This window comes from Pseudoalteromonas sp. Angola-4 (genome assembly GCF_028599265.1).
Taxonomy (GTDB): domain Bacteria; phylum Pseudomonadota; class Gammaproteobacteria; order Enterobacterales; family Alteromonadaceae; genus Pseudoalteromonas; species Pseudoalteromonas atlantica.
In genome coordinates, this window is sequence record NZ_JAQREK010000011.1 from 24,757 (window position 1) to 49,231 (window position 24,475).

Sequence of the window (24,475 nt, forward strand, 5' to 3'; positions counted from 1 at the left end):
TGTTTTTGTCGCACAACATGAATATAGCTAATAGAAAAATGCTAAAATCTGCTGCAAAATGCGTTTGACTATTAATAGGCACTTTTTATTTATGCCTAGTAACGAGATACACTGACCTATGACCGATTCTTCTTTGAGCCCTTGGGCTCGAGTACTTTCTAGTTTAATAACTCGCTTTGGCGAGTTAAAAACCGCGGCAATGTGCTACGCGCTTTTATTAGGCGTGTCGCTTATATTGTCGAGTATGTTTTATTATGTGGCACTGGGTGAGGTTAATTTAGTTGATATTTTAGCTGTGGTATTTTTTACTGCGGTTGTATCTCCCTTTATGATCAGTATTTTACTCAACTCGATTAGACAATTAGATGCCTCATACGCTTATTTAGACAGCGCCACAAAACAAGAAAAGCTGTTAAATCAAACATTAAAAGATAATATCAACCGCCTCAACATTGAAATAGATGAGCGAAAAATGGCCTTTCATGCCAAGCATCGCGCCATTGAAGAGCTTCGCCGCGAAATAGCAGAGCGTAAAAAAACACAACAAGAACTTGCTCAGCAAGGCATGCTCCTTCGCTCTATTGTCGACTCTTCCCCCGATTTATTTTATTACCGAGATAACAACGGCGTGTTTGCCGGCTGTAATAAAATGTTTGAAGAGGTTATGGGCAAAACCAGCGCTGAACTAATTGGTAAAACAGTGGAGCAGATTTTCCCTAGCTACTTTTTAGCAGAAGTACTCAGAACCGATAAACAAGTCGAGCAAACGCATCAAGCGCTGACAATTGATGTTGAATATATGGTTAATGGTGAAAACCGTTGGTTTGAGCTGCGTAAATTACCGTTTATAAACGATCAAGGTGACTACATAGGTTTGCTTGCATTTGGCCGTGATATAACCAGCCGTAAAGAAGCAGCACAAGCGCTTGAAACAGCCTATAAGGATAAAGGTAAGTTTATAGCAACGCTTAGTCATGAGCTGCGCACGCCATTAAATGGCATTGTAGGTTTAACCCGAATGCTACTTGATACAGAGCTTAATAAACAGCAACGCAGTTGGTGTAATACGGTGTTTTCGAGTGCTGAAACCTTAGGGAATATTTTTAACGATATTATAGATTTAGATAAAATAGACCGAGAGCAGTTAGATATAGCAACCGACTCTATTAACGTTTCAGACTTTATTAACGATGTAGTGAACTTTGCCGGCTTAATTGCTGAACAAAAAGAGCTTGAATTTTCAATTGAGCGAAATGGCACATTAGATGTTTATGCACTCCTAGACCCAACGCGTTTACGCCAAGTGGTATGGAACTTAATTAATAATGCCGTTAAGTTTACCCAGCATGGCGAGGTAAAACTCACATGTAGCCGAGAAGAGCGTAACGACGGGCCGTGGCTTGAACTTAAAATATCAGACACAGGGCAGGGGATCCCAGAGGATCAACTCTCGCGCATATTTGATATGTACTACAAAGCCCCAGATTTAAGCGGTAAAAACGCGATTGGCTCAGGCATTGGTTTAGCCGTAACCAAAGCGTTGGTCAGTGCAATGAAAGGCACTATTTCGGTAACCAGTACAGAAGGTGAAGGCAGCTGCTTTACAGTACACATACCGCTTAGCTTATGTGTAGCGCCTACCGAACAAAGCTATGCAGGTAGAGGTTTATATATTTTACTTGTAGAGGATGTGCCATTAAATGCTGAAATTGCGACTAACCTGTTAGAGCAGCGCGGCCATGAAGTGATTTGGGCCGAAACAGGTGAAGATGCACTCTCGTTTGTAGAAACCGAAGACGAGCTAGATTTAGTACTACTTGATATGCAACTGCCCGATATAAATGGTGATGAGGTGGCAAGACAAATACGTGCCGATAGCCATTTTGATAAATTACCTATCGTTGCGCTTACAGCGAATGTACGTAGCGCCGAAGAAGACTTAGAAGGCATTTCGGTGCAAGGGGCGCTTGCTAAACCCATTAATACAATAAAGCTTGATAAAATGCTGGCTGATTTGTTTGATATTCAACAAAGTGAATCAGACAAACCGCTGCTAACGGTAAGTAAAGAAGCGCTTGAGGGCATTAATGCAGGTGTGCTTGATGTTGAAACCATTGAAGACTTTGTAAACTCTATGGGGCTTGAAGTATTTAAGCGCAGCAGTGGTTTGTTTGAAAAACTAAACCCGCAATATCAGCAAGAGCTGCAAAGCGCGTTAAATGAAAACGACAGGGAAGAGTACAAATCGGTGGCGCATAAGCTTAAAGGTGCTGCGGGCTCTGTAGGATTAAACGACGTACAGTTACATGCTAAAAAGATGGAACACGGTGCGCTTGATAAATCAGATGAAGTACTAAAAGAATGGTTAGATACATTGGCAGATAAAATAAATGAAGGACAAATTGCCCTTCATTCGTTTTTACAATTATTAGAGTAAGCGGTTTACTCTAATTAAGCGTCGATTTTACCAATAAAGCGGTAACCTTCACCATGGATGGTGCTGATTAGCTCAGAAGTAGAATTATCACTTTCGAAGTGCTTACGAATACGACGAATCGTTACATCTACTGTACGGTCATTAGCGCGAAGTTCACGGCCAGTCATATGCTTAATAAGTTGCTCACGGCTAAAAATACGCCCTGGAGAATCAAGCATTAAACGCAGCGCTCTGTATTCACCTTTAGGTAAACGCTTAGCATCACCATTTGGTGACGTTAAACAACGGCTGTTTTCATCAAGTTCCCAACCGTTAAATGTAATTACACCGTTGGTTTCTAGCACTGACTCTTCGCCGCCTAGCGCTGTACGGGTAATTAAGTTGCGAGCGCGTATAGTCAATTCACGAGGGTTAAAAGGTTTAGTGATGTAATCATCAGCACCAATTTCTAAACCTAAAATACGGTCTACATCGTTATCACGGCCGGTTAAAAAGATTAAACCGACTTTACGTTTTTGGCGTAATTCACGTGCTAAAATTAGCCCGTTTTTACCCGGTAGGTTGATGTCCATAACTACAAGATTGACGTCATCATTATTTGTAAGCTTGTCATGCATATCATCGCCATCAATGGCTTCAATAACTTTGTAACCTTCAGCTTCAAATAAACTCACGAGGTTTAGTCGAGTTACGTCTTCATCCTCTACGATTAGAATGACTGGCGTTTGCATTATTAATTAACCTTTTTGGAATATTTTATTTACAAAAAATCGAATCTTAACTAAATAATTCGATTACTAGAGATTATAGGATTATACCCAAATGTTAACAAGAAAAAACAAGTTGGATAAAAATAAAACAGTAGGGGTGTTCCAAACTAACCAAAAGGCATTGTGCAAAAACTACTGTTTAATGATATATAACGGATGCAGCTTTTTGAATTATGAAAACGAAGCCATTTCCTTTAATAATTGATACATCCACCAATCGCTTAAAGGTACTAAAAATAATCGCGCAAATTCAAAACGGAATTATATCATTTTATAACCTTTCATCAATGTATGTGATACTGCAAGAGCAATAAAGTTCAGAAATTGTATCGCTTAATTATTAGATCAAGTTAAATAATTAAACATGAAATATCACATGCTCTCTCTATAAGGTCATTAAATGGTAATTCAAGTAAAAAGCGTAAATAAATACTCTTTTTTTAAACACTTTTTATGGAATTGTAATAACAAAGCGTACGCCGGGTTTTGCATCTAGGTCATACAGTATATGCCCACCTAGTGCTTGGGTTACTAAGTTGTACACTAAGTGCATGCCTAAACCACTTGCCCCTTGGCCTCGCTTAGAGGTTACAAATGGGTCAAATATCCTATTTTTGACATTTTTATCAACGCCTTGGCCGTTATCTGTGTAGATTATTTTTATTTGTGGGCCTGTTATTTCTATATCAAACTTAATTTCGTTATTTTCGCTATTGCTAAAACCATGAATGGCTGAGTTTAAAATAAGCTGTTGGAAAATTTGTTGTAGTGGCTCAGATTTACTCTCAATGGTTAAATCACTCGGGCAATTGATCACAACGTTAGGCTTTGACTTTATTAACTCTGATTGAATCGACATTAACACATCAGATATTAACCTATGGATGTTTACATGGGTTTTAATCCCGTCATCTTGAATTACAGCTACCTTTTTAAAGTTAGAGATAAGGTCGGCCGCACGATTTAGGTTTCTATAAATTAAATCAAGGTTTTCGATACCTTCGTCAATAAAGCGTTTTAATTGGTTAGAAGTAAGAGACTTATTATCAAAACTAAGCTGAATATCGGCAAGTTTATCGCGCAGCAAGGTTGAGCCAGTAATACCTAGGCCAATTGGGGTGTTAACCTCATGGGCTACGCCGGCTACCATTTGCCCTAATGAGGCCATTTTTTCGTTTTCTACTATTTGTTCTTGGTATTGGTGCATTCGCTCAAGGGTAGAAAGCAGCTCTTGGTTTGCTTCGCGCAGGGCTATTGTTCTTTGGCTTACCTTTTCTTCTAAGCTTTGGTTGAGTTGTTTAATCTCTAGTTTGTCTTTTTCATGACGTTCTATTTGCTTACGGGTGCGAGTAAGCATGATATTTAAGCTGTTTGATAGGGCTGTAACCTCTTTTACGCTGGTGCTTGGTGCGCGTACGTCATAGTTATGATTTTTTGATACGTCTTGTAGCAATACACTTAAGTGTTCAATAGGGTTAGCGATACTTTTTTGTGTTTTTATCGCTATAAAGTACACAAAAAACAAAATAAACAGGGTAAGGAAAATATCTATAATAATTTTTTGTTTTATAAATTCATCTAGGCTTTCTAAACTACCACGCATGTAAACGTAACCCACCACCTGCTCGTTATTAAGCACAGGTGTTATTAGCTCAATGTAATTGTTGGTCACTCTTGGCTCGTTAAGCTCTTTAATGCTGTCTACGCGCAGCGGAACAGGTGGGGTTTTTTTAGCATTAAAGCTAATAAAAAATACAGGTTTACTCGATGTTTTCTCTATTGCGTAAATATGAATGTTTTTAACAAGGGGGATTTTATCAAACGACTTTAGGCGTTTTTCTTCTGTTTTTCTGTCGTCTTTTACCAATGAACCTGCGGCATCAAAAGCAACAATATCGGAAAGGATCACGAGCTTGTTTATGATCAGTTCCTTTTGTTCTTTTACACTCATATAAGTGGAAATTGAAACCGATAAAGTTAAACAAATAGCAGTGATAAGCATGATGGTGTTGATCAGCGCTTTTCGAATACTTTTTTGATGTACTTTTTTTGGCATTATTGCTGCATCGCCTAAGCATGAATATTTATATTTAGAACTTTAGTTTAGCAAAAACCATAGAAAGTGAAGGGAAATAGTGAAATTAATTCTGATATTTATTCGAAAGTTAGGCTAAGTATTAATTACACTTAGCCTAATTAAGTATAATTAGTTAGCTACTGTAAACGGCAAATTTGTTATTTTTGTACACAGTGTGGAAGCTACCAAACTGCGCCTCTAAAATTGGCGGGTATTTTAAAAAGCTATTAGCCACTATGCTTAGCTTTCCTACCTTGGTTAAGTGCTGCTTAGCATTTGATAAAAATGCTTCAGCAATTGTGTAGTCGGTCGCTATGCCAGTATGAAAAGGCGGGTTACTAACTATTAAATCAAACTTGCCGCTAATACTTTTTAAGCCATCACTTAAAATTGTGCCGCCTTTAATATTATTAAGCTTTAATGTTTGCTCAGTAGCATAAGTTGCAAGTGCGCTCACATCGCTGCAAGTAAAAGTCAGTGCTGGGTTTTTAATACCCAAAAAAGTGGCTATTAAGCCCGCGCCACAGCCAAAATCCAGTACATTACCTTGTTTAGTGGTAGGGGCATTTTCTAGCAACATTTTTGTGCCAGCGTCTAAAGCGCCGTGGTTAAATACTCCCGGAACACTGATAGCATCAAACTCTACTCCTGCTACATTTACTCTAAACGTTTTATGGTAGCGGCTAATCTCAAAGGTTGGATTGTTCTCTAGTTGCTCAAATGAAAACAAAATACAATGTTTAGCAGAGTCAATTTTATTACTGTACTGCGCTTTGCCCGCGAGCTGCTTTTCTATCGATTTAACGCCACTTTTATTTTCGCCTACCACAAGTAGCTGTGCTTTTTCGTTAATAACGGCGCGAATATTATCAAGTGCCATTAATACTTCAGGTTTTGATTTTGGGTAGTAAAGAATGACTAAATCATAATCGTTGGCGGCCATTTCATGGTTAACACACACGTTTATGCCATTTATTTTTTTAGCAAATTCCCCATTAGCATGGTTATAACTAAATGCGGTGATGGCACTTTGAGGATTTAGCTGCTTTAGCTCTGCTAAAAAGCCATCTTGAACAAAGTTGACCACCAAGATAGATTTTCCCACTAGTTCTTCGCTATTACGAAGTAACAGTAAACTTGGGTTGGTTAATACGCTCATAAATGGCTTTGCCTTACAAATTATTGATTAGTAAATTGGTGTAATTATTTTGTGCGCTCAAACATTAAGTCCCATACGCCGTGACCTAAACGGTGGCCGCGCTGTTCAAATTTAGTTAGCGGGCGCGAATCAGGGCGAGGCACGTAGTCGTTGGTAGATGACTGATTTTTATAGCCTGGCGCTGCTTGCATAACTTCTAGCATGTGCTCGGCGTAGTTTTCCCAGTCAGTAGCCATATGAAAAACACCGCCAATTTTTAATTTTGTACGCAGTTTTTCAGCAAATTCTGTTTGCACTATACGGCGTTTATGATGACGCTTTTTATGCCATGGATCAGGGAAGAATAACTGCAGCGTTGTTAAGCTTTCATCTGCAAGGCAGTCAGCGAGTACTTCTACCGCATCGTGTTCAAATACACGTAAATTAGTAACACCGGCCTCATCTGCATCCATTAAACATGCGCCAACGCCTGGGCGATGTACTTCAATACCAATAAAGTTTAGGTGCGGTGCATTTTTCGCCATTTCAACTAATGACTTGCCCATACCAAAACCAATTTCTAATACTACATCATTGTTATTGCCAAATACTTGGGCTAAGTCGAGTAGGCCGTTTTTATGCTCAAGCCCCATAGTTGGCCAGCATTTTTCAATTGCGGCAGCTTGGCCTTTAGTTAAGCGGCCTTCGCGTTTTACAAAACTGCGAATTGTGCGGATATATTTACCTTCTTGCTTAGCTTGCTCAAGGTTGTTGTTACTTGATTCACTCATATTATTGGCCTGACAAAAACAATGTGTTTAAAAATGGTTGCGTATTATCCCTGACCACGCAGCTAATCACAAGTATTAGCGTGTTATAGCGCCTTCATAGCTTGATCTTTTTATTAACTGCAATAGACTGAGCCGCTATTGAGCATGAGTAAAAGTAGTATATGTTGGATTTAAATAAACAGCAGTCAGACAAATTTGCTAACCAAGTGGTTCAGTGGTATCACCTTCATGGGCGTAAAACATTGCCTTGGCAACTAGGTAAAACACCTTATAAAGTGTGGGTGTCAGAAGTAATGTTACAGCAAACGCAAGTTGTTACGGTTATTCCATACTTTGAAAAGTTTATGGCAAACTTCCCTGATATCATAGCTTTAGCAAATGCAGATGAAGATTTAGTGCTGCATCATTGGACTGGCTTAGGTTACTACGCACGGGCACGTAACTTACATAAAACGGCCAAAATAGTGCGAGATAAATACCAAGGTAAATTTCCAACTACACTTGAAGAAGTCATGGATTTACCCGGAATAGGGCGCTCTACCGCAGGTGCGGTATTATCGCTGTCGCTTGGCCAGCACCACCCTATTTTAGATGGTAATGTTAAGCGAGTGCTTGCCCGTTATTTTATGGTTGAAGGATGGTATGGGGTAAAAAAAGTAGAAAACCAACTTTGGCATTTGTCTACCCAGTTAACCCCTAAAAACAATGTGACTGAGTTTAACCAAGCCATGATGGACTTGGGCGCCAGCCTTTGCTCTCGCAGTCGCTTTGATTGCCAAGCGTGCCCACTTAATAGCGATTGCGGTGCGTTTAATGCCGGTAAAGTAAAAGAGTTTCCTCATTCTAAACCTAAAAAAGTGGTGCCTAAAAAGAGTTGTCATCAATTAATTATTCAGCATGACGAGAAAGTTTTAATGGAAAAACGCCCAAGTAGCGGTATTTGGGGCGGTCTGTTTGGCTTTTTTGAGTTTAACGAATACAGCGAAATGGTGTTATTTTTAAATCAGCAAGGCTTAAAAACCGAGCTGGAAGAGCTAACGCCTTTTACTCATGTGTTTTCGCACTTTGAGCTTACAATAAATCCACATGTGCTTAATATTAATAACGTACCGGATGTAGTAAACGATAAACAACTTGTGTGGTACCCACTCGATCAATCTATAGAGGTGGGTTTAGCCGCACCGACTAAAAAGTTGGTTAAACAAATGAGCCCAATAGGTTAAACTATTAGCATTTAGCGCTTAAGAGAGTCAATTATGGCACGTACAGTATTTTGTCAAAAGTTACAAAAAGAAGCCGAAGGGCTTGGATTTCAGTTATACCCTGGTGAACTAGGCGAGAAAATTTTTAATAATATTTCTAAAGAAGCGTGGGGCCAGTGGCAGCATAAGCAAACTATGCTAATTAACGAAAAGCATTTAAATATGATGGACCCAGAGCACCGTACGTTTTTAGAAGAGCAAATGGTTGGCTTTTTGTTTGAAGACAAAGACGTAGAAATTGAAGGTTATCGACCTCCTGAAAAGTAATTTCTAGGCTATAAAAAAGGGCTATATAGCCCTTTTTTTATAGCTATATTTTATAGCGTTTCTTCATCAGTATTCGCTGAGCGCACTTGCTCTTTTAAAAACTGCGCAGCTTTAGAATATTCAATTTCAAGGGTATCTCTTTGCGCTATTAGCTCATCAGTATCGAGCTCGGCATTTCGACACTTCTCTTCAAACTCTTCTGCACATTGCGCAACGGCCTCTGCACCAATAGTTTTAGAGATAGCCTTTAGCTGATGACAAGCACTGCTTATCTCGTCTCTGTCATTAACCATAACGCCGGAATTAATACTTTTAATTAGGCTTTGGCTTTGCTCTAAAAACATTTTGAAAAAGCGTAATTGTTTGGCTTCGTCGCCGTTTACATAAGTCGATACCGCGTCCATATTAATAGGCATGGCAGGCTTTTGATGAATAACAACAGTTTGGTCTTTATTATGCTTATCATACCAGCGCTTTAAGGTATCTTCTAAGGCATTAAGCTCTATAGGCTTAGTAATAAAGTCATTAATACCTACCGCTAGGCAACGCTCTTTTTCACCTTTGAGCGCATTGGCAGTAACCGCAATAATATAAGGCTGAGCGTCTATAGAGTCTAACAACTCGGCTTCATCACGAATTTTTTCAACCATATCGTAACCTGACATTTTTGGCATATGTAAGTCGGTTAATATGAGCGAGTAATTGTTTTGACGCCACATATCTAAACCTTCTTCACCGTTATTTGCTACTTCAACGCCATAGCCTAGTATATGCAGTTGGTCGGTTAAAACTTGCTGGTTTAGTAGGTTATCTTCTACTAATAAAATGAGTTTATTTGCATCGCGTGCTTGTTCAACATTTAAATAATTGTTGAGTGTTTTTGTTTTTTTAATTTGTTTAGGTTGATGCAAGCCTGCTGCTACCAATATCGACATCATAAAGTTAGATTTACACAGCGGTGAGGCATTAATATAAAATACATTTTTATGGTTTATAGCGGCTTCATCAAGCTTACTTAATACCACTACTTGTTGATTATTATCTTCAAGTGAGTAAATAAGACGACGCAGTAAAGAGTTAACTTTTTCCATATCATCTATGCCATCGACAACCCAGATAATGTCGTGCTGCTCTTGTTGAGCTTCTATTTCTTGCTGGTTGTGCACGTAGGTAATTTTAGCGCCCATAAATGACAAATAGCGGTACATTGCTTTTTCGCGCTCTAAATGATTGCTCACTACCACTACATGTTTGCCATTGAGCGCATTTTTATGTGCGTACTTAATTTTTCCTGAGGTACCAAATGGAAGCTCAACGGTAAATTCGCTACCAATGCCTGCATGGCTAGTTACATTAATAGTACCGAGCATAAGCTCGGTTAAACTTTTACAAATAGAAAGCCCTAAACCAGTGCCGCCGTATTCACGGGTAATTGAGTTTTCGGCTTGCACAAACGGGTTAAATATTTCTCGCAGTTGCGCTTGGGTCATGCCCTTGCCGTTATCGGTAACGCAAAAACGCAGCGTAAAATGATCCGCCGTATTATGAGCCACTTCTACCGATATTTTTACGTGCCCTTGGCGTTTGTCATCAGTGCTGGTGAACTTAATTGCATTACTACAAAGGTTATACAGTACTTGGCGAACCCGTATTGTATCGCCCGTTAAATTAGTTGGAATATCTGGCGCAATAGAAAGCTCTAAATCTAATTTGCGCTTTTTAGCAACAGATGAAAGCACGCGAGCAACCTCTTCAATCGTATCAGTAACTGAAAAAGGCGTAGGGTCAATATTTAGCTTACCCGCTTCAATTTTAGAGAAGTCTAAAATATCATCCAAAATACTTAATAGTGAAAACGCTGACTCACGGATAATAGTACTTAAACGATGCTGCGCGCCATCAAGCTCTGTTTGTCTTAATAAATCTATAGTGCCAATAACGCCGTTCATAGGCGTGCGAATTTCATGGCTCATAGTGGCTAAAAAGGTCGTTTTAGTTTCGCTAGCGCGTTGTGCTTTTAATGTCGCTTGCTCTAATGCAATTGTTCTTTGTTGTACTTCGCTCTCAAGGCCAGTTTGTAATTTTTGAAGCTCTTTTTGCGCAGCCTCTTTTTCAGACATTACTGAGTTAACTTTATCTAGCAGCAAGTTAATGTTTTTAGCCACGCCAGATAAGCCTAAGTCTAGTTTTTCACTTACTTTACTGTCGTAATTGCCATTTTCGGTAATCGCTTGAAGTTCTTCATTTAATAAATGACTACTTTTACGTAAGCGAGTATTTATATAGGTATTAAATAGTAGGGCTAATGCAAATAAGGCAAACACGCTTACAATTGCAATAATATAGGCTATTACTTGCGAGTCTTGCTGCGTTAAAGGCGGTGCAGGTAACTGTTGTTTTATTATTAGCTCACCAATAGGCTGGTCGTTCAAAAGCAATATATGGTGCAATACACCTTGCTCAGTTAAATGCTCATCTACTTTTTTAGACTCGATAGCGGGTTTAGTGCTGCTATATACAAGTTGGGTTTCTGAGGTGGCATTAAAGCGATAGAGCGTATATTCAAACTCATCATCTAATACTGAGGTAAGCTCAAGTAGCTGGCGCACCTTGCCTTGCCCATACATAGTAAGTGCATCTACCATTGGTAAATCAAGTTGCTGTGCTAGCTGCGTAATACTTACTTTTTGTTTGGCTGCTGGTGCAGGTTGTGTGTTTTGCGAGTAAAACGCAAAGGCAACAATAGCAAGCGCTGTTACTGCAATATTAATTATTAAAAAAAGCGGCAGTAAGCCTTTCACCGGCGAAGAGAATTTACTCTGCATTGATTGTTCCCATTGGTATTTGTTTGTACGATAAGCCCTTATCGTATTTTCACAGTAATCGTATCATTTACGTAAAATAATTCACTACGTTTTTAGTCTGGTTTAATTGATTAAATTAAGGTTTTTTGTGAGTTTTTGTTGGATAAATAAACATTAGTATATAAAAACACGCTTTGTTGTGTGAAAACCGTTCAAACAGTTATAAAGAGTAAAAAAAAAGTTGACTTGTAAGGGCAAAACTCGTTTAATACGCCGCACGCCCAGATGGCTCAGTCGATAGCGCTGAGTGGGAATTGCATTAAAAATCATTTATGATTTTTAATTAGCACTGTTAAAGTGCCTCGATAGCTCAGTTGGTAGAGCAGAGGATTGAAAATCCTCGTGTCCCTGGTTCGATTCCGGGTCGAGGCACCATTTACTTTAAGTTCTCAATCTTTAAAATTGAACGTGCCTTAGCACACAGTTTAGTGTGCCGACTTAGCTCAGCTGGTAGAGCAACTGACTTGTAATCAGTAGGTCAACCGTTCGACTCGGTTAGTCGGCACCATTTATTTTAGTAATTTGAAAAGAACATTGTAATCAGTAGTCTGTTCAAGTTACCCGTCGACTCGGTTAGTCGGCACCATTTAATTGCACAGTTTTTGTGCCTCGATAGCTCAGTTGGTAGAGCAGAGGATTGAAAATCCTCGTGTCCCTGGTTCGATTCCGGGTCGAGGCACCATTTACTTTAAGTTCTCAATCTTTAAAATTGAACGTGCCTTAGCACACAGTTTAGTGTGCCGACTTAGCTCAGCTGGTAGAGCAACTGACTTGTAATCAGTAGGTCAACCGTTCGACTCGGTTAGTCGGCACCATTTATTTTAGTTAAAGGTTTGAATATATAGCCTTTAGCTGGCACTACTTAAGTGCCTCGATAGCTCAGTTGGTAGAGCAGAGGATTGAAAATCCTCGTGTCCCTGGTTCGATTCCGGGTCGAGGCACCATTTATATTAAAGCCCTGCATACACATGCAGGGCTTTTTTTTTGCTTAAAATTTATTATGGACAAAACAGTCCATATTAATTGGGTATATCCTCTCTTTTTCTCCCTTGTTTGCATGCGCATAATTACCTCATCAAAAGGTTAGGTGCTGTTATTACTCACTCCATTTACTCACTCAATATGATTGATTTAAGTAATAAAGTGCAGGGTACCTTTAGCCTTAATAATGCCAATCCGTAATAATACTTAATCATTTTGCGGGGCTAAACGTGTCGCTACCGGCGCTAAAAAATTCTCATTTAGAGCAACTAAATAGCGATTTTTTTTGCCTAGCTATCAACATGTTTTTCAAGCCTCAAAATAGATCACTTAATTAAGCGTATTGGTATAAGTAATTTAAAGCTGGAGCTAATTATGATCACGCAAATTGTTAAGTTTGATATTAAAGACGAGCACATCGCACAATTTAAAGCGCTACTAGAAGAAGACAAGCAAGGCGCTAAAGCCGAAACAGGTCTTATAGAGATGCGTTTATATCAGGATAGAAACGAGCCAGGCGTCTTTTTTGCTTATGAGCGTTTTGAAGATCAAAATGCAGTTGATTACCATGGCGCACAGGATTACACACAAACGTTATTAAGTGCGTTGCCTGAAATCAGCCAATCGGCGCCACAGGTCATGTTATTAGAAAATACAGTGCCAGCTCCGCTGCATGAGCGTAATACAAAAGTTGTTAACCCTGAAGATGACATATGTATTGTGTTTTTTATTTTTAAGATTAAGCCAAGTTTTAAAAATAAAGTCATTGAGCGTTTCGAAACTCATGTAACGCAAACGCGCAGCCAGGAGCCTGGTAACTTAGTGTTTGATTTATATAGTATTGAAAATAACGACGATACATTAGTTGTTTATGAACATTGGCGCAGTGAATCTGCGTTGTGGGATATTCACTTTAAGCAGCCGTACGCAGTAAAAACAAGCGAATTATTAGCGCAAGCAGTTGTTGGCGATATGCAGCAATATATGAGCTTCGTTAAAGAAATTTAAAGGCTTGTGTTTAACAGCATTACTTACTCCGTTTAGCAAATAGTGTATTACACGCTATTTGCTTTTTTGTATAAATACCCTCCAAATTCCCTGCCGCTTTTTATAATAACTGACTATTATGTTAATTCATCGCAACGTATGTAATGTTATGTAAAGTAAGTTGAGCAAAATTTGCCAAAGTGCTTGAATTACATTCATAAATGGCAGTAATTTAGGTTAACTATGATTTGGCAAACTAAGCCAACTTTATTGGCTCTTAGCTTGGTATTGTTGAGCGGTTGTGCGGGTACGCTAAACCCTCAGCAGCGCGAACAAGCACCCAGCGACATTGCAGCGACATGGCAACATGGTTTAGCACAAAATACACTTGCAGTAGATCAGCAATGGCTGCAAACCTTAGAAAACCCTTATATTGAAAACCTTGTTAATAAAGCACTTAATAATAATCAGGCTTTGCTGCAAAGTGCCTACGATGTACAAATACAAAAGCAGCAATTAGTAATTTCAGGCTCTGCGCTTTGGCCCGATCTTGATTTATCTGCGCAAACTAGGCGCAGTAAAGACAATAGACCTGTAAGTTATGATAATGCCAGCTCCGTCACTTTAGAGCTAAGCTATGAAGTAGATGTGTGGGGTAAGTTATCTGATGCTAAACGCCAAGCAAACCTAAACTACTTGGCGCAACAAGCTAGTTTTGAGCAAGCTAAGCAGCAATTGGTGGCCGATGTTGTCACCGGCTGGTTTGATTTAGTAACCGCCCAGCAGTTACTCGATTTATATAAACGCCGAGAAGAAAACGCACAGCAAAACTTAGATATTATTGAATCGGGCTACCGCCAAGGTATTAATGAAGCACTCGATGTATATTTAGCCCGTAATGAGCTTAATAACGAGCGTACGCGTATTGCTAATCAACAAGCCACGCTTGTAAGCGCGTCGCGTTCTCTAGAGCGCTTATTAGGCGGCTACCCCAAAGGTGATATATCAGCAGAGGTTGAACTGCCAGTTTTTCTTTCGCCGATTAATACCGGTATCCCCTCTGAGCTAATTACACGCAAGCCTCAATTGCGCGCAAGCTGGTACCAGCTATTAGCAAGCGATGCAGGCCTAGCCTATGCACATAAACAGCGTTTCCCTAGTTTAAACTTATCAGCAAGCGTGAGTGATAGCACCGATAGAGTGAGCGATTTATTCTCGCCATCAAGCTTAGCGTGGTCTTTATTAGGCAGTATTTCTGCGCCAATATTCAATGGTGGCCAGCTAAAAGCAAATGAAGAAGTAGCACGCTTAAATGCACAAAAACAAGAGCAAGCATATTTAGATACCTTGTACGATGCATTCAGCGATGTTGAAAACGCAATTACTCAGCAGCAATCCTTGCAAGCAAGTTATAAAAGCACGCTAGAGGCACAAGAAAACGCCCTTGCAGCAGAGCAACTGTCGTTTGAGCAGTACCAAAGCGGCTTAGTAACTTACACTACTGTGCTTGATGCCCAATCCCGCTCTTTTGATGCGCAAAGCTCACTCATTGAAACAAAAAACCAGCTAATTGCTAACCGAATAAACCTATACGTTGCCCTTGGCGGCGATTTTAACGCCCCAACAAGCGAACCTAAGAGCAATAACGATGAAAACTAAATCAGCAAAACTTTTAATCCCAGCCGTAGTGGTGGTGGCCACCATTTTAATTGTTATGTTTATTAAGGGTAATCCACCTGAAGCAAAACGTTTTGGCTCACCTCCTAAAGCCACGGTGAGCGTATCGGTAAAAAAGATTGAGCCACAAGATTACTTAATTTTTATTGATAGCTATGGCACGGTAAAGCCGCGTACTCAAAGTTTGTTAGTTGCTCAAGCATCTGGGCAAATTAATAAAGTAAGTGATGATTTTAGAGAGGGCGGTTTTTTTGAAAAAGGCGATGTACTGCTACAGCTTGACGATAGAGATCATCAAGCTGAGGTCAAATCGGCGCAGGCAGCATTACTTACTGCAGAGCAAAGTTTGTTAGAAGAAAAAGCCCGCGGCCAACAAGCAATTACTGATTGGAAGCGTTTAGGTGGCTCATCGCAAGCGAGCAGCTTAGTACTTCGCGAGCCCCAACTAGCGGCTGCACAAGCACAAGTACTTTCAGCACAAGCCGCACTTGAAAAAGCACAGCTTGATTTAGAGCGCACCCAAATTACTGCGCCTTACGCTGGGCGTGTGCTTAGTCGTAATGTAGACCTTGGCCAAGTGGTAAGCGAAAACACAGAACTTGCAACTATTTATGCCATAGACAGCGTTGAAGTGCGCTTACCAATTAAAAATAAAGACCTTTCGTATATTAGTTTGCCAGAGCAATACAGAGATGGCAGTAAAAACCAAGCCGGCTCACTCGTTAAGTTTAAATCTGACTTAGTGGGCGAGCAAACATGGCAAGGGCAAATAATACGCACTGAAGGCGCTATCGATGAAGGCGCACAGCAATTGTATATTGTTGCGCAGATAAATGACCCTTACAAAGCCACGGCTAATAACCAATACCCAATTAAAATTGGGCAATACATTACTGCGCAAATTAGCGGTAAAACAGTGCCTGATGCGTTAATAATCCCTAATAGTACTATTTACCAAGGCAGCTACGTGTATGTGGTTGAAGAGGGGCTGTTAAAGCGTAAAAACATTACGCTTGCATGGCAAAATGCTACACAAGCTATGGTAAAAACAGGCCTTAATGCAGGCGATAAGTTAGTAATTACACCGCTTGGGCAAGTAAGTTCAGGCACAGCAGTAAGCATTTTAGGCGAAACCGATACGCAAAATATGCGAGCAAAAGGCCCAAATGGCGCAGGCAAAGGTAAGCGTCCATCGCGTGAGCAGCTAGAAAAAAAAGCGCAAGAAATGGGAATTAGTGTTGAAGAGCTAATACAAAAACGCCGTGCTGCACAAGGAGATAAGCCATGATTGCTTGGTTTACAAAAAACCATGTAGCAGCCAATTTATTGCTTATTACGTTACTGCTATCGGGTTTATTTAGTTTATCGAGTCAAATACCGCTTGAGGTGTTTCCATCGTTTGAAACAGATCGCATAAGTGTAAGCGTTACTTTGCGCGGTTCAACCCCAGAGGATGTAGAGCAAGGGGTTACCATTCGAATAGAAGAAGCCGTTCAAGATTTAGAAGGTATAGAGCAAATATCTAGCCGCTCATCTGAGGGCTCGGCGTCGGTGACCATAGAAGTAGAAAGTGGCTACGACCCGCGCGAGTTATTAGCCGATATAAAAAGCCGTGTAGATGCTATAAACACTTTTCCGGCCGATGCTGAAAAGCCTATTGTGGCGCTTGCCGAACGAAAACGCGAAGTAATAGCTGTTACTGTAGCGAGCGATTACGGTGAAAAAGAAACCTTAGAATACGCCGAGCAAGTACGCGACGATATTTTACGCCTTCCTAATGTAACGCAGGTTGAACTAAGTGGTGTACGCGATTACGAGCTCGCCATAGAAGTAAGCCAAGATACACTACGCCAATACAATTTAACCCTTGCACAAATATCCACTGCTGTGGCTAAGTCGAGCTCTGATATTTCGGCTGGTAATTTAAAAACAGAAGGGGGCGATGTACTTATAAGCTCAAAAGGGCAAGCTTACCGAAAAGATGAATTTGCAAACATTGTCGTTAAAAATCAAAGCGACGGTACAGTAATACGCTTAGGTGATATAGCAAGTATTAATGATGACTTTGAAGAGACCCCAGTACGTACACGCTTTAATGGTAAACAAGCCGCCTTTATAGATGTATACCGCATAGGGCCGCAAAGTGCGATAGATGTCGCAGATGATGTAAAAAACTACATAGAGTCCAAGCAAAGCTCGTTACCACAAGGTTTTGAATTAAGTTACTGGGATGACGACTCTCAAGTTGTAAAAAGCCGTATTGCTACGCTAACCAGCAGTGCCCTACAAGGGGGCATTTTAGTACTGGCTTTGCTAACCCTATTTTTACGCCCAGCCATCGCATTTTGGGTGTTTATTGGTATTCCGGTTTCGTTTATGGGCGCATTTATTGCGATGCCTATTTTTGGTGTAACCCTTAATATTATGAGCTTATTTGGCTTTATTTTAGTACTGGGTATTGTGGTGGATGACGCCATAGTAACGGGGGAGAACGTTTATACTCATTTAAAAACCGCAGAGTCGGGCGAACAAGCTGCCATTTTAGGCACGCAAGAAGTAGCAACACCAGTTACCTTTGGGGTACTAACAACCGTAGCGGCCTTTTTACCTTTAGCGTTTATTGAAGGCGCACGGGGCGCCTTGTTTGCACAAATTCCGGTGGTGGTTATTCCGGTATTACTGTTCTCATTAATTGAGTCTAAGTTTGTGCTGCCAGCTCATTTAAAGTACATAAAACTACGTAATCAAAAAACAAAATCATCAAAGCTTGAAGTACTTCAGCAGCGTTTTGCAGACGGATTTGAAAGCGCTATTTTAAAATACTATCAGCCTATTTTAGCTAAAGCATTGCGCTATAAATTAGCGACGGTGAGTTTGTTTGTTGGTGTGTTTTTTATAATTTTAACTTTAATAACCAGTGGTTGGACTAAGTTTGTATTTTTTCCGCGTATCCCAAGCGAAACCGTACGAGTAACATTAACCTTGCCAACAGGCACGCCGTTTGAAGTTACCAATAAGTATGTAATGGATATGTCGCAAAAAGCGCAGTTATTGCAAGACAAATACCGCGATGAAGATACCGGCGAAAGCGTTATATTAAATATTTTAGCCTCAACCGGTGGGCGTGGTGGCGTGTCTAACTCAGGCAGTGTGCGCTTTGAAATAACCCCTGCAGAGAGCCGCGACTCAGACATTGGCTCACGTGAGCTGGTAAGTGAGTGGCGCGATTTAATAGGGATTATTCCTGGCGCTGAAAGTGTAACCTTTAGGGCAGAAATAGGACGCAGCTCAGACCCTATAGATGTTCAACTAAGTGGTACATCGCTCGATACGTTACAAAAAATTGCCGAAAGCGTTAAAACGCGCTTAAGTACTTACCCAACCGTATTTGATATTGCCGATAGTATGTCTGATGGTAAAGAAGAGTTGCAAATAGAGCTTACCGAGCAAGGCTTTGCTTTGGGCTTAAACCGAGTTGATGTAGCAAACCAAGTACGTAACTCGTTTTTTGGCTCGCAGGTGCAGCGTATTCAACGCGGGCGTGACGATGTACGCGTTATGGTACGCCTACCTATTGAAGAGCGCCGCTCTGTAGCCGACTTACAAAATATACTTATTACTACGCCCACGGGCGGCTCGGTGCCACTTTCGCATGTAGCCACATTAATTGCAGGGCAAAGCCCATCTACGATTAACCGAATAGACCGCTACCGCACACTTAACGTGACTGCCGACATAGAAAAAAGCAATACCAACATGACCGCGCTGCAAGCCGACCTAACTGAGTATTTAGATGAATTAATGCAGCAATACCCAGGTGTTGATTACAAGCTAGAAGGTGAAGCTAAAGAGCAAAGAGAGTCGTTTGGCTCGCTTGCTTGGGCATTGTTATTTGTATTTTTTATTATTTACTCACTATTAGCGATACCGCTTAAATCGTACATGCAGCCAATTATTGTAATGAGCGTAATACCGTTTGGCATGATAGGCGCTGTAATAGGGCACTGGGTTATGGGGATGGAGTTAACCATTATGAGCTTACTTGGTATGTTGGCACTTATTGGTGTGGTGGTTAACGATTCACTTGTGTTGGTCGACTTTATTAATAAAAAACGCAGTGAAGGCGGCAAAATTATTGATGCGGTTAAACTTGCAGGGGCTGCACGTTTTCGCCCAGTAATGCTCACAAGTTTAACCACCTTTATTGGTTTAATGCCGCTACTATTTGAAAAGGCGACACAAGCACAGTTTTTAATTCCAATGGCAGTAAGCCTTGGCTTTGGTATTGTGTTTGCTACGTTTATTACGCTTATATTAGTGCCAGTAAACTATATGCTGATGGAGCGTTTTCAAAGCTGGTTTAGATAAATAACGAAATGTGTTCTAGGACTAAGCTGTGGTTGATTAATATCAATTGCAGCTTTTTTTGCTAAAAATTTATAAAGGTAATAAAGGGTATTTAAAAACAGGGGAGTAGCAAAAAATGCAAAAACAGAAAAATAAGAAAAGTGTTCCCCAAGCGTGCGGTGTCCGGCGTCAGTCCTGAAACCAGAAGGTTTCAGGGCGGAAAGCTGCGGTCTACCGTAGGCTTCTCGGTACATGCCGAGCTTGCACAATAGTAGACGAACAGGAATCCTGGTATAAAATTTATCGGCTCAGGGACTTAACCAAACTCCGGCACCCCAGGGAACAAGTTCAGTATATAAGACATAATCCATTCCTTAAACCCCAAACGTAAAAAATTGAACCGTTCGAGCAGTTTTTGCCCGCTGGTAACTCGCTATTTACTTATCATGCTACTTTTTGAGCAGGATCATACAATTAATTGGAGTTGCTTTTTATCGAGTGGTAGCATTGCCTTAACTAGCAAAGCGAAGATATAAACATGAGCGACTTACCAGATTACCAAAAAGCCCAGCTGCTTTTAGAAAAAAACGAAATTTTTGTCTCACCGGCAGAAGCGCACGGCGTAATTAGTGGATTACTAGCGTGTGGTTTAAGTATTGATGACAAAGAATACTTAGGCCTATTAAGTGATGTATTTAATGATGGCCAAGCGTTTAGCAACGACCTAAAGCAGTTTTTTGGCACCATTTATAAGCAAGTGGTAGCAAGTTTTAACGATGAAGCTTTTGCGTTCGATTTATTTTTACCAAGCGATGATGAAACACTCATCGATCAAGCCAATGGTCTCGTATCATGGGTTGCAGGGTTTATGCTTGGATTTGGTTTAAAGCAAAAAGATTACGGTAAGTTATCGGCAGATGTAAAAGAAGTTATTAGCGATTTTAGCGAAATTACACGCCTAGATACCATGTTTGACGAAACCGAAGAAGACAGCCAAGCCCTACATGAAGTGATTGAATATGTACGTGTATCGGCATTGCTTTGTTTTGCCGAGCTTGGCAAAGAAAAAGCACCTAAAAAAACACTACATTAATCTAAATAAAACGGGTTGTTAAAGCATGGTTGAAATACAAAAGTCAGAATTTAAAGCACGCCGTGAGCGTTTACTTGCGAAAATGGATGCAAACAGTGTGGCCATTATTCCTGCGGCCAGTGAAGTAACGCGTAGTCGCGATACGGAATATGCATTTAGACAAGACAGCGACTTTTTTTACTTAACCGGCTTTAACGAACCCGATGCCGTTTTAGTGCTGTGTAATAACAGCGATACGCCAAGTACGTTATTTTGTCTTGATAAAGATAAACTGGCCGAAATTTGGCACGGCCGCAGAATTGGCTTCGAAAAAGCTAAAAATGAGTACTTATTCGACGAAACTTACGCATTAAGTGAGCTAACTGAACAATTATTAGATTTGGTTAACGGTCAGCAGATTTTATTTTATGCACAAGGCGCTTACCCAAGTTTTGATACCAAAGTATTTACCTTGTTAAACACACTTCGCAGCGCGCCTAAAAAAGGCTATCAGGCACCGAGTACGATAAAAGATGTGCGTGGTCTTATTCACGAAATGCGTTTGTTTAAATCGCCAAGCGAAGTAAACATTATGCGTGAAGGCTGCGAAATAAGTGCCCGTGGGCATATGCGTGCAATGCGTTATTCGCACCCTGGTGCTACAGAGTTTCAGCTAGAGGCAGAGCTGCATCATCATTATGCAATGAACGGAGCGCCGCATCCTGCGTACGGCACCATTGTTGGTAGTGGCGATAACGCTAATATTTTGCACTACACGCAAAATAGCGATGTGCTAAAAGATGGCGATCTAGTATTAATTGACTCAGGGTGTGAGTTACAAGGTTACGCTGCCGATATTACGCGTACCTTTCCTGTAAATGGCAAGTTTAGCGAACCTCAAGCCGCGCTTTATAACATTGTACTTAAAGCGCAAAAAGTGGCTTTTGAAGAAGTTAAACCCGGCGGGTTTATGTCGCATGCCAATAAACGTGCAATGGAAGTAATGACTCAAGGTTTACTTGATTTAGGTATTTTAACCGGCGACTTTGATGAGTTAATGGCAAAAGGTGCCTGTAAAGAATATTACATGCACGGCCTTGGCCACTGGTTAGGCCTTGATGTTCACGATGTAGGCGATTACAAACAAAACAACGTTGAGCGCGCATTTGAGCCAGGCATGGTTTTAACCATAGAGCCTGGGCTTTACATTAGTGAAGATTCAAATGCACCGCAGCAATATAAAGGCATTGGTATTCGTATCGAAGATAATTTACTTATTACTGAGTCAGGACATGAAAACCTCACCCTGAGTGTGCCTAAAACCATAAACGATATAGAAGCACTTATGCAAAGTGCGAAAAGCGCATAAGCTTGGAGAAATAAAGTGGCTAAGCAGTTTGATGTCGTTGTAATTGGGGGCGGGCTTGCAGGGGCAAGTTGTGCGCTAAGCATTGCTAAAACAAACCCTTCACTTACTATTGCGGTAGTAGAAGCAAACCAAGTAACGGGCGATTACCACCCAAGTTTTGACGACAGAAGCATTGCCCTTGCACAGCAGTCGGTTGAGTATTTACAGCAGTTAAATTTATTTGAGCCACGTGCGCCATACACAGCAGCAATAAAAAAAGTAAGCGTGTCGGATCGTGGTCACTTTGGTAAAGCGCATATTAGTTGCGACGAGTTTGCTAAACCGTCATTAGGTTACGTGGTTGAGGTAAACCCGTTTGGCCGCGCACTGTATCAGCGTTTAACGCAAGCGAGTATTGCACTTTATTGCCCCGATAGCGTAAGCGCTATTAAGCAAAGCCTAAACAGTAATGAGGTTACTTTACAAAGCGGAGAGCAACTTAATACTAAGCTACTGGTTATTGCCGATGGTGCGCAATCTCCAACCCGTAACTTACTGGGTTTAGGCTTTAATACTCAGCCCTATGAGCAAGGCGCTATTATAGCCAATGTTGAAGTAGCAGGCGGGCATAACAACCATGCGTATGAGCGCTTTACCGAGCACGGCCCTATGGCGCTTTTACCAATGAGCAATAGCCGTTATTCGTTAGTGTGGTGTATGAAGCAACAGCACGTTGAGCAGCATACAGCCTTAAACGAAAATGATTTTTTAAACGCACTGCAAAGTGCATTTGGTTATCGGGCAGGGCAATTTACAAAAGTGGGCACACGCACAAGCTACCCGCTGGTTTATGGGCAAGCTGAATCATTAACAGCGCATCGTACGGTAGTCATTGGTAACGCTGCTCATGCTATTCACCCCATTGCAGGGCAGGGCTTTAATTTAGGCCTGCGTGATGTACAAGTACTTAGTAATTTAATTGCAACAAGTAAAAACGAGTTAGGCAGTTATGCGTTTACCCGTGAGTATTCACTAAAGCGTAGCAGCGATATAAATACCGTAATGAGTTTAACCGATGCATTGGTTAGGCTTTTTTCAAACTCGTCACGGGTATTAGCGCTTGGGCGCAGCATTGGGCTTTTCTCAATGGATTTATTTCCCGCATTAAAAGCACCCTTGGCCAAGCAGCTAATGGGGCAAGTTAAACAAGGTACACGTTTATGAAGCAAGCACAGGTTTGTATAGTGGGTGGTGGCTGCGTAGGCTTAACCCTCGCGTTAGGACTCGCTAAAGCCAATGTAAGTGTTGTGGTGCTAGACGCCGCGCCAAAGCAATTACCGCCAAGTGATGAATACGCCTTGCGGGTAAGTGCGCTGAGTATTGCAAGCCAAAACCTGTTTGAGCAATTAAACGTATGGCCACACATAATGGCAGAACGAGCGTGTGCATATACGCATATGGACGTACGCGATGCCGACAGCTTTGGTAAAATAACCTTTAATAATGAGCAACTTGAGCTTGAACACTTAGGCCATATAGTTGAAAACGATATTATTCGTTTTGCACTTATAAAAGAGCTAGAGCAACAACCAAGTGCCACGTTGATGTTTGATACTGAGTATCAACAAATACACCAAAGTGAGTCTGATGTATTTATAACCCTTAAAAGCGGTGAGCCTATTATTGCTAAGCTGCTGGTGGCGGCCGATGGCGCAAATTCGGCTATTCGTAAACAATTTAATATGGCGCTAAGCTTTAAAGATTACGACCATCATGCACTGGTTGCTACGGTTAAAACCAAAGAGCCACACGCAAACACCGCACGCCAAGTGTTTTTACCAACTGGACCACTGGCTTTTTTACCCCTTAGCGATGACAACACCCATTCTATTGTGTGGTCTACCAGCCCTAATCATTGCGATGAATTGCTAGCAATGGACGACACTACTTTTAATAAAGCTGTAATGGCAGCCATAGATGGCCAATGCGGGCTGTGTGAAGTGCAAAGTAAACGCGCAGCATTTCCACTTAAAATGCGCTACGCCCAGCAATGGGTAAGCGGTAAAGTGGTATTAATGGGCGATGCAGCCCACACCATTCACCCACTTGCAGGGCTTGGTATGAATCTTGGCCTAAAAGACGCCGCGTATTTAATTGAGCTACTGACAAGTGATAGTAAAGAGTTTGCGAGTACCCGCACACTTCGCGATTACGAGCGCACCCGCAAGCTCGACGCGCAAAAGCACATAGCCATGATGCAAGGGCTTAAAGAGTTATTTGAAGGTGCCAACCCGGTTAAAAAGCTGATACGTGGAGTCGGGCTGTCACTCGTTGATAACCTAGGTCCAATAAAACACCTATTCGCCAAAGAAGCGATAGGCAAATAACGTAGGTTGGGTTGAGCGAAGCGAAACCCAACAGATAAAGTAAAGTGGTTAGTTTTTAGCTTTCAGCTGT

16 protein-coding genes, 5 tRNA genes and 1 other RNA gene are annotated in these 24,475 nt (G+C 41.0%); 16 read left to right on the forward strand and 6 right to left on the reverse strand.

Translation table 11 applies throughout. From position 1 onward, the window contains the following. The first annotated feature begins 118 nt into the window (after nt 1–118). Nucleotides 119–2,437: an aerobic respiration two-component sensor histidine kinase ArcB gene (gene arcB, locus PSH48_RS13235; protein ID WP_273611724.1), complete on the forward strand. Its 2,319-nt coding sequence runs from the start codon at nt 119–121 to the stop codon at nt 2,435–2,437. 14 nt (nt 2,438–2,451) lie between these two features. On the opposite strand, the gene arcA is transcribed toward arcB, so the two are convergent. From arcA to trmB, 4 genes are all read right to left on the reverse strand, one after another. Next, nucleotides 2,452–3,168 carry a two-component system response regulator ArcA gene (gene arcA, locus PSH48_RS13240; RefSeq protein WP_004587530.1) on the reverse strand — a complete coding sequence of 239 codons (717 nt, stop codon included), beginning with the start codon at nt 3,166–3,168 and terminating at the stop codon, nt 2,452–2,454. Nucleotides 3,169–3,658: 490 nt separating this feature from the next. Further along, the gene (locus tag PSH48_RS13245) at nt 3,659–5,263 is read right to left on the reverse strand and encodes a HAMP domain-containing sensor histidine kinase (RefSeq protein WP_138578541.1); all 1,605 of its coding nucleotides are present in this window, start codon (nt 5,261–5,263) and stop codon (nt 3,659–3,661) included. 154 nt (nt 5,264–5,417) lie between these two features. After that, a complete protein-coding gene (locus PSH48_RS13250; protein ID WP_054983843.1) occupies nt 5,418–6,443 on the reverse strand; it encodes a methyltransferase in 1,026 nt (341 codons plus the stop codon). 44 nt (nt 6,444–6,487) lie between these two features. Continuing rightward, nucleotides 6,488–7,213, reverse strand: a complete 726-nt coding sequence (gene trmB, locus PSH48_RS13255) for a tRNA (guanosine(46)-N7)-methyltransferase TrmB (RefSeq protein ID WP_024031613.1) — start codon at nt 7,211–7,213, stop codon at nt 6,488–6,490. 161 nt (nt 7,214–7,374) lie between these two features. Between trmB and mutY the strand changes: the two genes are divergently transcribed. Together mutY and PSH48_RS13265 are read left to right on the forward strand one after the other, a co-directional pair. After that, nucleotides 7,375–8,436 carry an A/G-specific adenine glycosylase gene (gene mutY, locus PSH48_RS13260; RefSeq protein ID WP_273611725.1) on the forward strand — a complete coding sequence of 354 codons (1,062 nt, stop codon included), beginning with the start codon at nt 7,375–7,377 and terminating at the stop codon, nt 8,434–8,436. 33 nt (nt 8,437–8,469) lie between these two features. Next, entirely contained in the window at nt 8,470–8,742 is a 273-nt protein-coding gene (locus tag PSH48_RS13265) for an oxidative damage protection protein (RefSeq protein ID WP_004587535.1), read from the forward strand. Nucleotides 8,743–8,792: 50 nt separating this feature from the next. On the opposite strand, the gene PSH48_RS13270 is transcribed toward PSH48_RS13265, so the two are convergent. Then, a complete protein-coding gene (locus PSH48_RS13270) occupies nt 8,793–11,567 on the reverse strand; it encodes a hybrid sensor histidine kinase/response regulator (RefSeq protein ID WP_273611726.1) in 2,775 nt (924 codons plus the stop codon). Nucleotides 11,568–11,905: 338 nt separating this feature from the next. Here PSH48_RS13270 and PSH48_RS13275 point away from each other — a divergent pair. The 9 genes from PSH48_RS13275 to PSH48_RS13315 all read left to right on the forward strand — a co-directional run bounded on the left by PSH48_RS13275 (nt 11,906) and on the right by PSH48_RS13315 (nt 19,619). Beyond that, nucleotides 11,906–11,981 (forward strand) — tRNA-Phe (locus tag PSH48_RS13275). Between the two features lie 57 nt (nt 11,982–12,038). Continuing rightward, a tRNA-Thr gene (locus PSH48_RS13280) sits at nt 12,039–12,114 on the forward strand. 98 nt (nt 12,115–12,212) lie between these two features. Continuing rightward, a tRNA-Phe gene (locus PSH48_RS13285) sits at nt 12,213–12,288 on the forward strand. Between the two features lie 57 nt (nt 12,289–12,345). Continuing rightward, a tRNA-Thr gene (locus PSH48_RS13290) sits at nt 12,346–12,421 on the forward strand. A 53-nt stretch (nt 12,422–12,474) separates the two neighbouring features. After that, nucleotides 12,475–12,550: transfer RNA gene (locus tag PSH48_RS13295), tRNA-Phe, on the forward strand. 412 nt (nt 12,551–12,962) lie between these two features. Next, a complete protein-coding gene (locus PSH48_RS13300; RefSeq protein WP_273611727.1) occupies nt 12,963–13,595 on the forward strand; it encodes a putative quinol monooxygenase in 633 nt (210 codons plus the stop codon). A gap of 222 nt (nt 13,596–13,817) precedes the next feature. Next, on the forward strand, nt 13,818–15,233 hold the full coding sequence (locus tag PSH48_RS13305; RefSeq protein ID WP_273611728.1) for a TolC family protein: 1,416 nt from the start codon (nt 13,818–13,820) through the stop codon (nt 15,231–15,233). Continuing rightward, nucleotides 15,223–16,539: an efflux RND transporter periplasmic adaptor subunit gene (locus PSH48_RS13310; protein WP_248452333.1), complete on the forward strand. Its 1,317-nt coding sequence runs from the start codon at nt 15,223–15,225 to the stop codon at nt 16,537–16,539. The genes PSH48_RS13305 and PSH48_RS13310 overlap by 11 nt, the downstream gene beginning before the upstream one ends. Then, nucleotides 16,536–19,619, forward strand: a complete 3,084-nt coding sequence (locus PSH48_RS13315) for an efflux RND transporter permease subunit (RefSeq protein WP_273611729.1) — start codon at nt 16,536–16,538, stop codon at nt 19,617–19,619. Before PSH48_RS13310 ends, PSH48_RS13315 begins: the two co-directional genes overlap by 4 nt. A 140-nt stretch (nt 19,620–19,759) precedes the next feature. Here the strand turns inward: PSH48_RS13315 and ssrS are convergent. Further along, nucleotides 19,760–19,943: non-coding RNA, 6S RNA (ssrS, locus tag PSH48_RS13320), on the reverse strand. Nucleotides 19,944–20,136: 193 nt separating this feature from the next. Here ssrS and PSH48_RS13325 point away from each other — a divergent pair. Genes PSH48_RS13325 through PSH48_RS13340 form a run of 4 tightly spaced genes read left to right on the forward strand, consistent with a single transcriptional unit; the run spans nt 20,137 to nt 24,405 of the window. Continuing rightward, nucleotides 20,137–20,691: a UPF0149 family protein gene (locus PSH48_RS13325; RefSeq protein ID WP_004589599.1), complete on the forward strand. Its 555-nt coding sequence runs from the start codon at nt 20,137–20,139 to the stop codon at nt 20,689–20,691. A 25-nt stretch (nt 20,692–20,716) separates the two neighbouring features. After that, nucleotides 20,717–22,039, forward strand: coding sequence for a Xaa-Pro aminopeptidase (gene pepP, locus PSH48_RS13330; protein WP_273609641.1), 1,323 nt, complete (start codon nt 20,717–20,719; stop codon nt 22,037–22,039). 15 nt (nt 22,040–22,054) lie between these two features. Next, the gene (ubiH, locus tag PSH48_RS13335; protein ID WP_264391134.1) at nt 22,055–23,242 is read left to right on the forward strand and encodes a 2-octaprenyl-6-methoxyphenyl hydroxylase; all 1,188 of its coding nucleotides are present in this window, start codon (nt 22,055–22,057) and stop codon (nt 23,240–23,242) included. After that, a complete protein-coding gene (locus tag PSH48_RS13340) occupies nt 23,239–24,405 on the forward strand; it encodes an FAD-dependent monooxygenase (protein WP_248443873.1) in 1,167 nt (388 codons plus the stop codon). The genes ubiH and PSH48_RS13340 overlap by 4 nt, the downstream gene beginning before the upstream one ends. The last annotated feature ends 70 nt before the right edge of the window (nt 24,406–24,475 follow it).